This window comes from Clostridium sp. UBA7791, assembly GCF_002480755.1.
Classification (GTDB): Bacteria; Bacillota; Clostridia; order Clostridiales; family Clostridiaceae; genus Clostridium_J; species Clostridium_J sulfidigenes.
Window position 1 is genome coordinate 130,819 of sequence record NZ_DLCT01000001.1, and the last position, 16,758, is coordinate 147,576.

Here is a 16,758-nt window from a genome sequence, read left to right on the forward strand (position 1 = left end):
GTCCTCCTCCACCATATAAGACACTAAGTTTACTTAGTGTCTTATTTTATTTCTAATAAAAGATAAAATAAGAATTGAATAAGTGTTTTATATTAATTGAATAAATCTGTTTATTAAGTTTAGAATATATTTAATGGCATATATAAAGTTGTTATAATGGTAAATATTAATTATTTATATTAATAGATAAGTGTGTTGACAGTTAAATTTCCCTATGCTATTATCTATGTATAAATTAATAATATAACTCTTATCAAGAGTGGTGGAGGGACAAAGGCCCAATGAAACCCAGCAACCGGCTATTAAAAGCAATGGTGCCAATTCCTGCAGTATTTTCTGCAAGATAAGAAAGTTTAGTTTGAAATATACTAACCTCTTCTTGTCTGATAAGAAGAGGTTTTAATTTTAAGTGTCGGTAATATCTAAATATTTAAGGAGGAAAATTCAATGAGAAGATTATTTACGTCAGAATCAGTAACTGAAGGACATCCAGATAAAATGTGTGATCAGATATCTGATTCAATACTAGATGCCATATTGGAAAAAGATCCCAATGCTAGGGTAGCTTGTGAAACTGCAACTACTACAGGAATGGTTCTTGTAATGGGAGAAATAAGTACAAACTGCTATGTAGACTTCCAAAAGGTTGTTAGAAATACAGTTGAAGAGATTGGATACAATAGAGCAAAATATGGATTTGATTGCAATACATGCTCAGTATTAACATCTATAGATGAGCAATCAGGTGATATTGCTATGGGAGTTGATGAAGCTTTAGAAAGTAAAGCAGGTCAAATGAACAATGATGAAGCTACAGGTGCTGGAGATCAAGGTATGATGTTCGGATTTGCTACAAATGAAACTGAAGAATATATGCCTCTTCCAATTGCTATGGCTCATAAATTATCAAGAAGACTAGCAGAAGTAAGAAAAAATGGAACTTTATCTTACTTAAGACCAGATGGAAAAACTCAAGTAACTGTAGAGTATGAAGACAATAAGCCAGTTAGAATAGATACTATAGTAATTTCAACTCAGCATTGTCCAGATGTTACAAGAGAACAAATTGAGAAGGATTTAAAAGAGCATGTTATAGCTCCGATAGTACCTGCTGATTTATTGGATGCAAGCACAAAATACTATATAAATCCTACAGGTAGATTTGTTATTGGAGGACCTCAAGGAGACTCAGGTCTTACAGGTAGAAAAATAATAGTAGATACCTATGGTGGATCTGGTAGACATGGCGGTGGAGCTTTCTCAGGAAAAGACCCAACAAAGGTAGATAGATCTGCTGCTTATGCATCAAGATGGGTAGCTAAAAACCTAGTAGCTGCTGGTGTTGCTGATAAGCTAGAAATACAACTTGCATATGCTATTGGTGTTGCTAGACCAGTATCTATACAAATTGATACTTTTGGAACTGGAAAACTTTCAGAAGATAAAATAGTAGATATAGTTAATAAAGTTTTTGACTTAAGACCATCATCTATTATAAAAGAATTAGATTTAAGAAGACCTATATATAAACAAACTGCTGCTTATGGTCACTTTGGAAGAAATGACTTAAACCTACCATGGGAGCAATTAAATAAGGTTGAAGAAATAAAGAAATATATATAAGTAATTAAAGATATATATTTACCAATAAGAATCCACATTAACAATATGATTTGTTAGTGTGGATTTTTTAAGTAGAGAACCCAAATCTACGATTTGGTGTGAATCACTTACTCAGCGAAGGTACTGAGTCGAGTTTCATTAAAAAGACTATAATTAAATTTGCATAGATTATGAAATTTAACAAGGATAATTATTTTTACTTTAAACTGAGTCATATTACTAAATCTTATTATATTATTAATATATATGAGATATAATTTGGTATAATAATAGTTATAGATAGATAATAATAGGTATTAGGAGAGATTTTATGATAACCATTGAAGGGATAGTTGAAACAATTGTATTTAGAAATGATGATAATGGGTATACAATATGTAAACTAAGGTGTGATAAGGAAGTTGTCACCATTGTTGGAACAATACCATTTATAAATGAATCCCAAGAATATAGTGTTCAAGGAGAGTGGACTGTTCATCCTAAGTTTGGTAAGCAGTTTAAAATAGAAAGCATACATGAAATAATACCTACAACTACTAGTGGCATCGAAAAATATTTAGCCAGTGGAGTCATTGAAGGTATAGGAAAGGTTACAGCAAAAAAAATAGTAGAATTTTTTGGAGAAGATACAATAAAAATATTAGATAGTAATATAGAAAAGCTTGAAGAGATTCCTGGCATAGGTAAAAAGAGGATAAATACCATTATGAAATCTTATTTAGAGCAGAGGGTTACTAAGGATATTATTATTTTCTTTCAAAGTTATGGCATAACTGTTAATATGGCCATGAAGATTTATAAGAAGTTTGGAGTTAACTGCATAAATATAGTTAAGGATAATCCATATATATTAACAGAATACATAAGTGGAATTGGGTTTAGAACAGCGGATTCCATAGCTAAGAGCTTGGGCATAGAGAAGGATTCTCTATTTAGAATAAAAAGTGGAGTCATATATATAATTAATGAATTTTGTGCTATAGGAAATACCTTTATACCTATGGATAGATTAAGGGATAAGGGAATGAAACTTCTGGAGATAGACAGTGAGAAATTTGATGAAGGAGTTTATGAACTGATAATTGATGGAAAGATTAAGGTAGAGGTAGTAGATAATATAGATGCGGTATATAATATGTCCTATCTTTATCTAGAGATGTCTGTAACACGTAAAATAGTAGAACTAGCCACTACTAATTATGATAAATTAAGTTTAAATGTAAATGAGAAAATTAATGACTTTGAAAGTAAAGTAAATATTAAATTAGCCAATTCTCAAAAAGAAGCTATAGAGGGTGCTTTTTTTAATGGGATAGAGGTTATAACAGGGGGACCTGGAACAGGAAAGACAACAATTATAAATTGCATTGTAAGTATTTTTGAGAGTTTAGGACTTAAGGTATTTATGGCTGCACCTACAGGAAGGGCAGCGAAAAGGATGGCTGAAGCTACAGGTAGAGAAGCAAAAACTATCCATAGACTTTTGGAAATAGGAAGTTATAGTGAAGAAGAGGTAGATGAAATAGAAAATGAAACATCTGCCATAGAGTGTGATGTTTTAATAGTGGATGAAGCCTCTATGGTAGATATAAGTCTTATGAATGCTCTTTTAAAAGCAATGCAAGTGGGAACTAGACTAATAATAGTAGGAGATGTGGATCAGCTACCATCAGTGGGACCAGGAAATGTTCTTAGGGATATCATAGAAAGCGATGCAGTAAAAGTTGTAAGACTTAATGAGATATTTAGACAAGGACAAGAAAGTATGATAGTACAAAATGCCCACTTAATAAATGAAGGAAAGATGCCTATTTTAAATACCAAAAATAGTGATTTCTATCTTGAAAGAGCTGCAGATAGTGAAGTGATGTTAGAAAAAATCATTGGATTAGTGAAAACGAGACTTCCTAAGTTTAATGTGGAATGGGATAGTGTTAGAGATATACAAGTATTATCACCTATGCGTAAGGGGATTATGGGAATAGATAATTTAAATATACAACTTCAGCAAGTGTTAAATCCTAAAAGTGAAGATAAGGATGAAGTTGAGATTAAAGATATGATTTTTAGAGTAGGAGATAAGGTTATGCAAATTAAAAATAACTATACTCTAAAGTGGAGCAAAAATAATTCCAGTGAAGAAGGTAAGGGTGTATTTAATGGAGATGTGGGGTATATAACAGAAATTAGTGAGGATGAGGATAAGATTACTGTATGCTTTGAAGATGATAAAATCGTAGAATATGAGGAAAGCGACTTAGATGAAATAACTTTAGCTTATGCAGTTACTATCCATAAGAGCCAAGGAAGTGAATTTCCTGTAGTTATTATGCCTATGTTTATGGGACCACCGCTACTGATGAATAGAAATTTACTTTACACTGGAATAACTAGGGCTAAGAAGTTAGTTGTATTGGTAGGTAATTCTAAAGTGGTTGAATTTATGAAAGATAACAATAGAAGTTTTGAGAGATATTCAGGACTTAAATGGAGAATAAGAGAGATAATTCATATGTAGGTAGGAGCGATTTTATGTCATTTATAAAAACCAATAGAGAGATAGTGGAGGCATCAAAGAAATCTATAGAAGATACCATATTAGATGGCGCTAAAAAGAAGATGCATAAAATAAATATAATTTCTGCATTAAATAATAAAAAACAAATCTTTAATAAGGTATTTAACTGGTGCTTTAAAGAAAGTAAAAAGATATTATATATAATAAATACAGATATAGAAGAGGTAAAGATATTAGGATTCATTAATAAAAATTTTATAAATTCTATTGAAGGTGAGAATGATATAGCATATACAGGTAAAGTTAATATATGTACCCACAGTAGAGCCTTATACTTAAAGGAGAAATTTGACTTTATTATATATGATGAAATAAATTCTAGGCCTATATATAGCAATGAATCTATAAATAAGCTAATGGAGTATCTATGTAATAACTATGGAACTATGATTAGTTATTCCATGGAACCAATTTTTCACAATGAGGTAATATTATATAATTTAAGAAAAGATAAACAAGTTCCTATTGCTGAACCTAGGGTTATGGTAACTAGAGTAAATATAGAAGAAGAAATACCTATGAGTGTATATGAATACCTAGAGTGGTCAATAAATACTAATAAGAAGGTTTTAATATATACTCCAGATGATGAGAAAACTCATAAGGTTTATAATTATCTTTCTAATATAGACCATAAGCTTACAAAAAATATATTTAAAGATATAACAGGAGATAGTGACAAGAAGGAACTGTCTAAATTTTTACTAGCAGAGTATGGTATATTGGTTACTAATAATTATAATGAGAACTATTATGAAGTGCATCCTTTGAATATTATGATTTTTTTTGCAGATAATGATAACTTTAATTATAAGGATTTGGTTTATATATCTAGTAAGATAAATAGAAGATCTATGACAGAGCGAGAAGAGGTTATTTTTCTTTGCAATAGTGAAACTGAGGATATGGATAGATGTAAAAATATTTTAAGGGAGTTAAATAAAAGAGCTTGGGAAGAGGGAGTTTTGAAATTATAAAACAGATAGTAGATAATATATTGTCCACTATATATGGGATAGATGATAAATGTATAATATGTGATGAATATGAAGATAAGGATTATATTTGTGAAAAATGTAAAAAGAGCATTAATATAATTAATCTAGAGTCCTCAATAACTCACCAAGATGATGAATTTATAAGCTATTCTTTAGGATTCTACGGCTATGAATTAAAGAAATTGATTTTAAAACTTAAATACAATAAGAGTTTTTTAGCAGGAAAAATATTAGCAGGTTATATGAGTGATTTTATATTAGAAAATTTAAAGGATAAGATAGATATATTAACCTTTATTCCAAGTAGTAAATCTGCTTTAAAAAGTAGAGGGTTTAATCAATGTGAAGTACTTTGTAAATATATAAGTAAAAATTGTGAAATTCCTTACAAGGAATTGATTTATAAAGCAAGTGATAGTGCAGATCAAATTGGATTAGACAATATAAAAAGATGGGAAAATATAAAGGGTTCTTTTATAGTTAAAAATAAAAAAGAAATAGAAGGAAAGAGAGTACTCATTATCGATGATGTAATCACATCTGGAGCTACAGCTTTTTATGCGGCAAAAGCTATTAAGGAAATAAAGGCCAATGAAGTTTTTATATTGACAGTGGCAAAAAGTAGAGTATAATATAAGAGTCGGGTTTGTGGTTGAAAGTCGATGCCAGTCGCAGGCGAAACGATCCACGTAAGTTAAATAAAATGTTTAATGAGCATGGTGCGGCTTAGAAGTAAGTCCTACCGTATTATAATGCGAGAGGGTTAGTAGTGAGAGGGTAATTCTGGGTAGCAAAAGCTCCAGTAGGCGAGTGTGGGGTCAAAGACCAGGTCAAACGACATAAAGTGCCCTATTTTTAAGGGTTTGCAGGTTTACGGACCTGCACTTTTTTTATATTTTTTAAAAATTCCTGACCTAGAAATCATAAATCACCTCTATTTAGGTACACTTATCCTATAATTTTGAAGATCTTTCTTAGTGTTTTCTTTATTTATATGGGTGTAAATCTTATGAGTAATCTCAGAACCTTTTTTATGACCAACTATATCTTATATAATATATAATAGGTTCTAGAACACCATCAATAAATTAAATTTATTTTTATAAGGTTATTTGGAAGAATTTCGAAATTGCTATTTTTAAATGTATTTTTAAAATAACTGTTCTCTTTAGAAGTTTTATATGATTCAATAAAATTTTTAGCAGCATTACCTGCTATTATTATATATTCATCTTCTTGATATATAGAGTAATTACCATGGAATGTAGGTGCATTTAAATACTTTTTAAAGAAAAAATATACTCTTTTATAAAATTTAGAACTTATTTCATCAGGATCGCCACTAAGAAAGCTATCATAAAAACGATTAACTATTATTGTATTCTTATTTTGTAATCTATTTATTTCATATGTGCCGATATAATTATGAAGAACAGATATTGAATAAATAGTTACTAGTATAAGCGTAAATTTTAATACATTTTTATCTCTTTTTATTTTTACATACATAGTTGCTATACATATATAGACTGTTAGATATGCATATATATATATAAGTTATTCATAAGTGTAATTCCATTACTTTTTATAACTATAATTATAATTGGCATAACAAACAAAAGAGTAAGAGATATATTTTTTATTATTTCATTAATCTTTTTCATATTAGCCTCCATTACATATAATAAATATTTTATTATAATATATAATTTTAAACATTTAAGTATATAAGTAGAAATAGAAAAGGTTAGAATAAAATTATCATTATAAAATACGGGAAATTAAATTCTAGTTTTTGTGGTAAAAAGTTATTTTTGAATATTACTTTATATTTTGTGATACTAATGAGCAATCTTTTAGACTGCCTTTTATTTATTTAAAATTGAAAATTTATTTACGGTTAATTATAAGATGTGATTCTAGATGTTATTAATAAATTATGTAACAATTAGTTATTTGATATGTTATATCCAGCACATGTAATTTTATTATAACATAAAATATGAAAAAAATCATATACTATGTAAAGGCGATATAAGTCGTAGAGTGAAGGAAAAGTAAGCTAGAAAAGGCTAGAAAGAAAACTTTTCAGAATATTAAGTAAAGTCTTCTTGCAAGTATTTATAGTAAAGCTTAAAATATAATTACAAAATAGAAATATTAAAAGGAACCACAATAATCCTTTTTAATATGAGGGGAGCTGGAATTATGAAAGTTAGAGTTATAGGAAGAAATATCGAGGTTACTGAAGGGCTTAGAGCTGCAGTAGAAAAGAAGTTATCAAAATTGGATAAATTCTTTGTAAATAATGAGAATGCTACAGCTACACTAAGTGTGGAGAAGAATATACACAAAATTGAAGTAATAATTCCGTTTAACAGTGCATTATTAAGAGCAGAAGTAAGAAATGGAGATATGTATAATGCAATAGATACTGTAATTGACAAGCTTGAAGGTCAAATAAGAAAACAAAAAACTAAGCTTGAAAGAAGAAATTATGACAATTCTTTAAGATTTAATAATATAGAACGCTATGCTGACTATGATGAAGAAAAAGAGCCAAGGATAGTAAAGACTAAAAGATTTGCCATAAAACCTATGAGCCAAGAAGAAGCAGTGTTACAAATGGAACTTTTAGGACATGATTTCTACGTATTTATGAATGGCGATACAGAGGAAGTAAATGTTGTTTATAAAAGAAAAGATGGAAATTATGGTTTAATTGAACAAGATTTCTAAATTTAATTTTAAAGAAAAGTTAAAAATATACTTATTATATTAATAAAAACTCTATGGCATTAGCTATAGAGTTTTTTATAGTAACAGAAATTATTAATTCTATGTTAAAATAGAGCTTTAATTTACTTATTTTGGATGAAAATTATAGGTATAAAGTTGAAGTGAGAAAGAATAACTGATATAATCTTAATTAGTATTTATGTGATGATTATAGCTAACAAACCTTAGATAGAAAGAGTGAGGATGATTTTAGATGAAAATATTTAATAAGATATTTGGTACCTACAGTGAAAGAGAAATTAAAAGAATTATGCCAATAGTTAAAAAGGTTAATTCTCTTGAGGAGATTATAGAAAAATTAAGTGATGAAGAATTGAAACAAAAAACAGAAGAATTTAAAGGTAGATTAAAAAAGGGTGAGACTTTAGATGATATTCTTCCAGAAGCTTTTGCGGTAGTTAGAGAAGCATCTAAAAGAGTTCTTGGTCTTAGACATTATGATGTTCAGATTATAGGTGGAGTTGTCTTACACCAAGGTAGAGTTTCAGAGATGAGAACAGGAGAAGGTAAAACTTTAGTTGCCACTCTACCATCTTATTTAAATGCCTTAGCTGGTAAGGGTGTGCACATAATCACAGTTAATGACTATCTTGCTAAGAGAGATAGAGATGAAATGGGAAGAGTTCATGAATTTCTAGGTCTTACAGTAGGAGTTATAGTTCATGGTCAAACTCAGATAGAAAAACAACAAATGTATAATTGTGATATCACTTATGGTACTAATAATGAATTTGGATTCGACTACCTAAGGGATAACATGGTAGTTTATAAAGAAGAAAAAGTTCAAAGAGAATTAAACTATGTTATTGTGGATGAGGTTGACTCAATACTTATAGATGAGGCTAGAACTCCACTTATAATATCAGGTCAAGGAGATAAGTCTACTGATTTTTATAGAATTGCAGACTTCTTCGTTAAGGGATTATTAGAAGAAGATTATTTAATAGATGAAAAGAGAAATTCCGTTATTCTTACTGATGAAGGTATAGCAAAGGCAGAAAAGTACTTCCACTTAGAAAATTATGCAGATCCTGAAAATATGGATATTCAACACCATTTAGTTCAAGCGTTAAAGGCAAATCACATAATGAAGAATGAAAAGGACTATATAGTAAAAGATGGAGAAGTAGTTATTGTTGATGACTTTACAGGAAGACTTATGGAAGGTAGAAGATATAGTGATGGATTACATCAAGCTATTGAAGCAAAAGAGGGGGTTAAGGTTGAAAAAGAGTCTAAAACTCTTGCAACTATAACGTTCCAAAACTACTTTAGAATGTATACTAAGCTTGCAGGTATGACTGGTACTGCTGAGACTGAAGAAGCTGAATTTAGAGATATTTATGGTCTTGATGTAATAGTAATACCAACTCATATGCCGATAGCAAGAGTAGACCATCCAGATGTTGTTTATAAGACTATTAAAGGAAAATATAAGTGTTTAGTAGATGAGATAACTGAAACTCATAAAAAAGGTCAGCCAGTTTTAGTTGGTACAGTAAGTATAGATAAGTCTGAAGTAATTTCTGCTATGCTTAAGAAAAAAGGAATACCACACCAAGTATTAAATGCCAAGTACCATGAAAGAGAAGCAGAAATTGTAGCATTAGCTGGACAAAAGGGTGCTGTAACTATTGCTACTAACATGGCTGGTAGAGGTACTGATATTAAGCTTGGAGAAGGAGTAGTAGAACTTGGAGGCTTAAAGATATTAGGTACAGAAAGACATGAATCAAGACGTATAGATAACCAATTAAGAGGACGTTCTGGTCGTCAAGGTGACCCAGGTGAATCTAGATTCTATATTTGTCTTGAAGATGATTTAATGAGAATATTTGGTTCTGAGAGACTTGGAGGTATGATTGATAAATTAGGGCTTCAAGAAGAAGATGCCATTGAGAGTAAAATGGTTAGTGGGGCTATAGAAAGTGCACAAAGAAAAGTTGAAGGAAATAACTTTGATGTTAGAAAGAATGTTGTTAAATATGACGACGTAATGAATAAACAAAGAGAAATTATTTATAAACAAAGACAAGAAGTTCTTATGGGAGCTAATATAAAAGATCAAATACAAACAATGATACAGGATGTTATAGAAAGTTCAGTTAATACTCATATTAGTGGTGTAGATGATACTTTTGAAGATGAATTAAATAAATTAGTAAAATACATGGAAGATATATATCTACCTAAAGATACTGTTACAGTAGATGAAATTGCTAAGTTATCTAATAATGAGATTGTAGAATTATTACTAGATAAAGCAATAGAATTATATGCTGAAAAAGAAGTAGAATTTGGCGAAGAGCAAATGAGAGAAATTGAAAGAGTTATCCTACTTAAGATAGTTGATTCTAAGTGGATGGATCATATTGATAGTATGGATCACTTAAAACAAGGTATAGGACTTAGAGCATATAAGCAACAAGATCCAGCTCAAGCATATCAAATGGAAGGTAGCGAAATGTTTGCGGAAATGATAGAAAATATTAAGCATGAAACAGTTAAGTATCTATTCCATGTTAAAGTTGAGAAGGCTCCAGAAAGAGAAAGAGTAGCTGAAATAACTTCAACTAATGAGGATAATTCTTTAAAGAAAGAGCCAGTAAAAAAACAAGCTAAACCAAATAGGAATGACCCATGTCCATGTGGATCAGGATATAAATATAAGAACTGTTGTGGAAGAGGAGAATAAAAGTGATATTACAATTAGAAGAATGCTTAAATGAAGTAAATGTCATCAGTGGAAAATTACAAGAATTGAAGGTGTCTCTTTGACATAGCAGCAGAAGAAAAGAAATTATCTGAACTTGAGTTTAAAATGCAGGAAGTGGATTTTTGGAGTGATATAAATAAGGCACAAGAAATTACTCAGAATGCTAAATCGATAAAGGATAAGTTAGATAATTTTAATAATTTGGATATTAGAACAGAGGATGTTCAAATTTTGATAGAGATGAGTTTGGAGGAGGAGGATTCCTCCTCTTACAAGGATATAAAAAGTGAATTAAAGTCCATAGGAGAAGAGATAGAAAATCTTAATATAGAAACTCTTTTAAGTGGAGAATATGATAGAAACAATGCTATACTGGAGCTTCATACAGGTGCTGGAGGTAACGATGCCCAGGACTGGACTAATATGCTATACAGAATGTATACTAGATGGTGCGAGGCCCATAGTTTTAAGGTTACAGTTTTAAACTATGTGGCAGATGATGAAGCTGGAATTAAAGCAGTTACTATTAAGGTTACTGGAGATTTTGCCTATGGATATTTAAAATCAGAAAAGGGTGTTCATAGGTTGGTTAGGATATCACCCTATAACTCTAGTGGAAAAAGACAGACATCCTTTGCTGGATGTGAAGTTTTACCAGAGCTTACTGAAAATCAAGATATAGAAATTAGGTCAGAGGATTTAAAAATAGATACCTATAGATCTAGTGGGTCAGGTGGACAGCATGTAAATACTACAGATTCTGCAGTAAGAATAACCCATATACCTACTAATATCATAGTGCAATGTCAAAATGAAAGAAGTCAGCACACTAATAAGGAGTATGCTTTAAAGATGCTGAAAGCTAAGCTTATAGACATTAAAATTCGTGAGCATAAGGATAAAATTGAGGATATAACAGGGGAAATAAAGGATAATGCATGGGGAAGTCAGATAAGATCCTATGTATTCCACCCTTATAATTTAGTTAAGGATCATAGAACTGGAGCTGAAACTTCTAATGTAGGTTCAGTAATGGATGGAAATATAGATATGTTTATAAATGAATATCTAAAACAAATAAAAGAGTAGTTTCAATTAACTACTCTTTTTTGTATTGTAATAGATAGCACTTAGAATTAGAGAAGCACCTAAGGATAGAAATAGAATTAATTCTAAATGAGTATATAATATATTACTAGAATAACTATCTTTAAATATTTGAGTTTTCATAACACTAAAGCATCTATCAATTGCTTCTTCACTAATATATTCTATTTTATCATTTGGGGTATGAATTCTAGATAAATCATAGTCACAAAGGGTTACAGCCTCAATCCCTGCATCTACAAAGGAACCATGGTCACTAGAATTCTCAAAGATGTAATTAAAATATATTTTTTTATCTTGGAATGCCTTAGTTAATTCTTCTACTATAGGAGTTTTAGCCGTATTAGTTTTACCAGCCATAATGCAAAGAGGGGTACCGTCATAGCTTCCAATCATATCAAAGTTATAAACCCTACTTCCAGATATTAAGTCCCTATATTCTTCTACAAAGGCTTTAGAGCCTTTAAGTCCAAATTCTTCAGCATTAAAGGAAACAAAGATTATATCTCTATCAGGAATGCCTAAGGTTTTAATGTACTTAGCAAGCTCTAAGAGAAATGATACTCCAGAAGCATTATCCAAAGCTCCATTATAAACAGTTCCACCTAGATCAGTACCTATATGATCGAAGTGGGCACCTAGGATTAAAGGTGGAAGAGATGAATCTTTACCTTTAATTACACCTACTATATTATTGATACTTGCTTCTTCTATAGAATAAGGGATATAGGTGTAGATTGAAAAACCTTCATTTAAATAACTTTCTATTTCGGTAAGAGTTTCCTTTGTCACTGTAATAAACAGCCCTTTGTTACTCTCTTCGTAAAAAGAACTTCTAAACCCAAGAGTATTATTAGAAGAAGTATAAAATATTGCAGTTCCCATGTCATTAGAAACTGCTATTGCATCATTGTTTCTAGAAGAGACATCTAAGTTATCAAACTCTATCTCTGTATTCCTAAAGTTAAGCAAATCTTCTTTGTAATTAACACCGTATTCTAAAATCTTATGTATTTTCTTATCTTTATCAATAACTGCAATCATAGGTTCATCTGACAAACTCTTAGGGTAATTTACTTGAAAGCTTTGGTAATAGCCATTACTTAGGGGTTCTAATCCTATGTGTTCAAACTCATCCTTTATATAGGCGCCAACTAAAGCATTTTCTAAGGTTCCACTTAATCGACCTTTAAACTCATCAGAAGATAGATAATGGATAGTTTCTTTTACTTCCTTAGCATCGAAGTTTTTAGTTAGCATTAGGCTATTATAACTGATGGAAGAAAGGATTAGGGAAAAGGTTAAAAGAGAAGAAACTATAAATTTTTTCATGGCATCACCTTAAACATTACTATATTAGTATATGTATGAAAAAGTTATTTTGATTATGATAAATTTGCTAATAATGTGATAAAATTAAAGAATACTATGCTTAGAACAATCAGGAGGAGTAAAGATGTCAATTATAAACGAGAAGTTAATTAAAGAGTTTCCTATGAGCAAGTCTCAAGTGGAGGATGTAATAGAATTATTAGATGAGGGTAATACAGTGCCTTTTATAGCCAGATATAGAAAAGAAAAAACCGGTGGTCTTGATGATGTAATCTTAAGAAAATTTTCAGAAAGACTTACATATCTAAGAAATCTTCAAAATAGAAAGGAAGATGTTATTAGATTAATTGATGAGCAAGAAAAACTAACAGATGAAATTAAAATTTCTTTAGATAAAGCTGAAACTTTAACAGAAGTAGAAGATATTTATAGACCATTTAAGCCTAAAAAGAGAACAAGAGCTATAATAGCTACAGAGAAGGGATTAGTGCCATTAAGTGAGTATATCTTATCTGGAGGGGGAGAAAAATCTCCTGAGGAGTATGCTGCAGAGTTTATAGATGAAGATAAAGGCGTAACTTCTATAGATGAAGCATTACAAGGAGCTATGGATATTATCAGTGAAAAGATTAGTGATAATGCTAAGTTTAGAAAGTGGATAAGAGATTATGTGGTAAACAATGGAGTTATAGAAACTAAAGGAAGCAGTGAAGAGAGAACTCAATATGAAATGTATTATGAGTATAGTGAAAAGGTAAAATTCATACCTTCTCATAGAATTCTTGCTATAAATAGAGGAGAAAATGAAAAAGTTCTTTCAGTCAAGATTACCTGTGATGTAGAAAAAATAAAAAGCTATATAAGCAAATTTATGGTCACTGATAATATGAAGTGCAATGAGTGTATTAATACCAGTATTGATGACTCTATAAAGAGATTAATATATCCATCTATTGAAAGAGAAGTACGTAATATGCTTACAGAAAAAGGAGAAGATGGGGCTATAAAAATATTTAAAGAAAACCTTAAGGCGCTTCTTATGTCTCCACCTATAAAGGGAAAAACTGTAATGGGCTTTGATCCAGGTTTTAGAACTGGATGTAAAGTAGCAATTCTTGATGATACAGGTAAGTTTTTAGAGTATGTTACAGTTCATGCTACAGCTGCAAGTGAAGCTAAGGTTAAAGAGGCTAAAGAAATATTAAAGAAGATGATGATAAAACACAATGTAGATGTAGTTTCTCTTGGAAATGGTACTGCCTGTAGAGAGTCAGAAGAGATATTAGGGGAAGTTATAGCACAGATAAAGAAAGAAACAGGTAAAGATATATATTATGTAATAGTATCTGAAGCAGGGGCCTCAGTTTATTCTGCATCAGAGCTTGCAACAAAAGAATATCCAAATTTAGATGTTACGGTAAGAGGAGCTATATCCATAGGAAGAAGGCTTCAAGATCCTCTTGCTGAGTTAGTAAAGATAGATCCTAAATCTATAGGAGTAGGTCAATATCAGCATGATGTTACTGTAAAAAGATTAGATGAATCTCTAAAAAATATAGTTGAAGATTGTGTTAACAATGTAGGAGTAGATTTAAATACAGCAACACCAGCACTTTTATCTTATATTTCTGGAATAAATTCTGGTATAGCTCAGAATATAGTTGCCTATAGGGATGAAACAGGCAAGTTTAAATCAAGAAAAGAGCTTTTAAAGGTAAAGAGGTTAGGAGCTAAGGCCTATGAGCAATGTGCAGGATTCTTGAGAGTTGATAGTAGCAAGGAACCTTTAGACGGTACATCTGTCCATCCGGAAAGCTATGAGGCTTGCAAAAAACTTATGACTATCCTAGGATATGATGGTAAAGATTTAAGTAGTAAAAATATAGAGGGTATAGATGAAAAGGTTAAAGAGGTAGGAGTATTTAATTTAGCTAAAGAAGTAGGTATAGGAGAACCAACTCTTTTAGATATCATAAAAGAACTTAAAAAACCAGGAAGAGATCCTAGAGAAGAAATGCCAAAACCAATATTTAAAACTGGGGTTATGGAATTATCTCAGCTTAAAAAAGGAATGAAATTATTAGGAACCGTTAGAAATGTATCGGATTTTGGTGCCTTTGTAGATATTGGAGTACACCAAGATGGTCTTGTTCATAAAAGTCAATTAAGTGATAGATTTGTTAAGCATCCACTAGATGTGGTTAAGCTAGGAGATGTAGTAGAGGTTACAGTAATAGATATTGATGAGAAGAGAAATAGGATATCTTTATCAATGAAAAAAGATGTAGAGTTAAAATAAACTCTGTTTATGTGGAATAACACTTAAAAAGTAAGATATAAGTTTAAAAATATCGTTAAAAAAATATCTATTTTATCTATGAATTTTAAAAAATATATTGAAGTGTAATGATTTTAATGGTAAGATTAAAGTGTAATAAAAGTTAATAATGCACTTCAGGGCGGGGCGTAATTCCCCACCGGCGGTAAAGCCCGCGAGCCGAAAGGCTGATTCGGTGAAACTCCGAAGCCGACAGTATAGTCTGGATGAAAGAAGTAGGTATATAGTATTTTAGTGATGCTTGTTTTAGCCCTGATTTTTAATCAGGGCTTTTTTAGATTTGTTATAAGTATTATATTTAACAATCAAGTTCTAATGAACAGTATTAATGAGACAGTCATTAGAGAAATAACAAATCTGAAGGCATTAGGGTACTATAAACAGAATTCTTAGCTTCTTTGAAGGTTAGGAATCGTTATCCAGAGACGTAGACACTCTTAATACCCACTTCGAAGAAGATGAGAATATTAGAGTGGATAGTCATCGGATAAATTCACCCTATGAAGTATGCAGTAAACTTAGGGGGTATTAATAATGAACACATCTAAAAATGTAAACAGGTTAGTAAAAATCTCTTTATTAGTAGCAATAGCATTTATATTAATGTTATTTGAATTTCCAATACCAGGATTTCCACCATTTTTAAAACTTGATCTTAGTGATTTACCAGCACTTATAGGTGGATTTGCATTGGGACCAGTGGCAGGAGTAATTATAGAAGGTGGAAAAGTAATATTAAATCTAGTTTTTCATGGCACTTACACCGGTGGAGTTGGAGAATTTGCTAACTTTTTAATTGGTGGGTCTTTTGTGTTTGTAGCATCATATGTTTATCATAAAAATAAAACTAAAAAGAGTGCAATTATAGGATTAATTTTAGGAACTATAATAATGACTATAGTAGGAGCAGTATTTAATTACTTTATATTAATTCCATTATATGCTACAATAATGGGTGGCATGGCTAATGTTATAGGAGCATCAGCAGCAGGAAACTCTAATATTTCTAGCTTAACAGGAATAATTGTTCTAGGAATAACTCCTTTTAATATTATAAAAGGGGCCATAGTATCTCTTATAACCTTCGTATCTTATAAGAGAATATCACCACTACTAAATAGAGAGAATGTTTTAGCTGAACAAGCTATGAAAAAGGGTGCCTAATAAAAATGTACTAAATCATATCTTTAACAATTTAAAAAATAAGTTGAAGTTAAAATTAAAATATATAAAGATAATTTACAAAAAGACGATAAAAGAAAAATTC

At 30.5% G+C, this 16,758-nt stretch carries 12 protein-coding genes and 2 riboswitches; of the genes, 9 read left to right on the forward strand and 3 right to left on the reverse strand.

What is annotated here, in order from left to right; genetic code table 11:
- The first annotated feature begins 247 nt into the window (after nt 1-247).
- Nucleotides 248-350: riboswitch (SAM riboswitch) on the forward strand.
- A 97-nt stretch (nt 351-447) separates the two neighbouring features.
- The 4 genes from metK (at nt 448) to B3Z56_RS00675 (ending at nt 5,831) form a co-directional block, all read left to right on the forward strand.
- A complete protein-coding gene (metK, locus tag B3Z56_RS00660; RefSeq protein ID WP_346847012.1) occupies nt 448-1,623 on the forward strand; it encodes a methionine adenosyltransferase in 1,176 nt (391 codons plus the stop codon).
- Nucleotides 1,624-1,933: 310 nt separating this feature from the next.
- Nucleotides 1,934-4,141, forward strand: coding sequence for an ATP-dependent RecD-like DNA helicase (locus tag B3Z56_RS00665; protein ID WP_346878045.1), 2,208 nt, complete (start codon nt 1,934-1,936; stop codon nt 4,139-4,141).
- Between the two features lie 14 nt (nt 4,142-4,155).
- Nucleotides 4,156-5,178 carry a hypothetical protein gene (locus B3Z56_RS00670; protein WP_346847014.1) on the forward strand — a complete coding sequence of 341 codons (1,023 nt, stop codon included), beginning with the start codon at nt 4,156-4,158 and terminating at the stop codon, nt 5,176-5,178.
- Complete coding sequence (locus tag B3Z56_RS00675) at nt 5,151-5,831, forward strand: ComF family protein (RefSeq protein ID WP_346877572.1); 681 nt, start codon at nt 5,151-5,153, stop codon at nt 5,829-5,831. Before B3Z56_RS00670 ends, B3Z56_RS00675 begins: the two co-directional genes overlap by 28 nt.
- Before the next feature lie 448 nt (nt 5,832-6,279).
- Here B3Z56_RS00675 and B3Z56_RS00680 read toward each other — a convergent pair whose 3' ends face one another.
- Together B3Z56_RS00680 and B3Z56_RS00685 are read right to left on the reverse strand one after the other, a co-directional pair.
- Nucleotides 6,280-6,708, reverse strand: coding sequence for a hypothetical protein (locus B3Z56_RS00680; protein ID WP_346878046.1), 429 nt, complete (start codon nt 6,706-6,708; stop codon nt 6,280-6,282).
- A 23-nt stretch (nt 6,709-6,731) separates the two neighbouring features.
- Nucleotides 6,732-6,863, reverse strand: a complete 132-nt coding sequence (locus B3Z56_RS00685; protein ID WP_346878047.1) for a hypothetical protein — start codon at nt 6,861-6,863, stop codon at nt 6,732-6,734.
- Nucleotides 6,864-7,407: 544 nt separating this feature from the next.
- Here B3Z56_RS00685 and hpf point away from each other — a divergent pair.
- From hpf to prfB, 3 genes are all read left to right on the forward strand, one after another.
- Nucleotides 7,408-7,938, forward strand: a complete 531-nt coding sequence (hpf, locus tag B3Z56_RS00690; protein WP_150844074.1) for a ribosome hibernation-promoting factor, HPF/YfiA family — start codon at nt 7,408-7,410, stop codon at nt 7,936-7,938.
- 253 nt (nt 7,939-8,191) lie between these two features.
- Entirely contained in the window at nt 8,192-10,693 is a 2,502-nt protein-coding gene (gene secA / locus B3Z56_RS00695; RefSeq protein ID WP_346847017.1) for a preprotein translocase subunit SecA, read from the forward strand.
- A gap of 2 nt (nt 10,694-10,695) precedes the next feature.
- Nucleotides 10,696-11,803, forward strand: a protein-coding gene (gene prfB / locus B3Z56_RS00700; RefSeq protein WP_346847018.1) for a peptide chain release factor 2 whose coding sequence is annotated in 2 segments (ribosomal slippage) — nt 10,696-10,773 and nt 10,775-11,803 — 1,107 coding nt in all. Because the reading frame shifts where the segments join, the coding sequence is not laid out codon by codon here.
- Between the two features lie 6 nt (nt 11,804-11,809).
- Here the strand turns inward: prfB and B3Z56_RS00705 are convergent.
- Nucleotides 11,810-13,153 carry a M28 family metallopeptidase gene (locus B3Z56_RS00705; RefSeq protein WP_346878048.1) on the reverse strand — a complete coding sequence of 448 codons (1,344 nt, stop codon included), beginning with the start codon at nt 13,151-13,153 and terminating at the stop codon, nt 11,810-11,812.
- A 124-nt stretch (nt 13,154-13,277) separates the two neighbouring features.
- On the opposite strand from B3Z56_RS00705, the gene B3Z56_RS00710 reads away from it, so the two are divergent.
- Together B3Z56_RS00710 and B3Z56_RS00715 are read left to right on the forward strand one after the other, a co-directional pair.
- The gene (locus B3Z56_RS00710) at nt 13,278-15,452 is read left to right on the forward strand and encodes a Tex family protein (RefSeq protein WP_346847020.1); all 2,175 of its coding nucleotides are present in this window, start codon (nt 13,278-13,280) and stop codon (nt 15,450-15,452) included.
- 147 nt (nt 15,453-15,599) lie between these two features.
- Nucleotides 15,600-15,713, forward strand: a riboswitch (FMN riboswitch).
- Between the two features lie 312 nt (nt 15,714-16,025).
- Nucleotides 16,026-16,655 (forward strand): ECF transporter S component, encoded by a 630-nt coding sequence (locus B3Z56_RS00715; protein WP_035129749.1) that lies wholly within the window; start codon nt 16,026-16,028, stop codon nt 16,653-16,655.
- Nucleotides 16,656-16,758 lie beyond the last annotated feature (103 nt).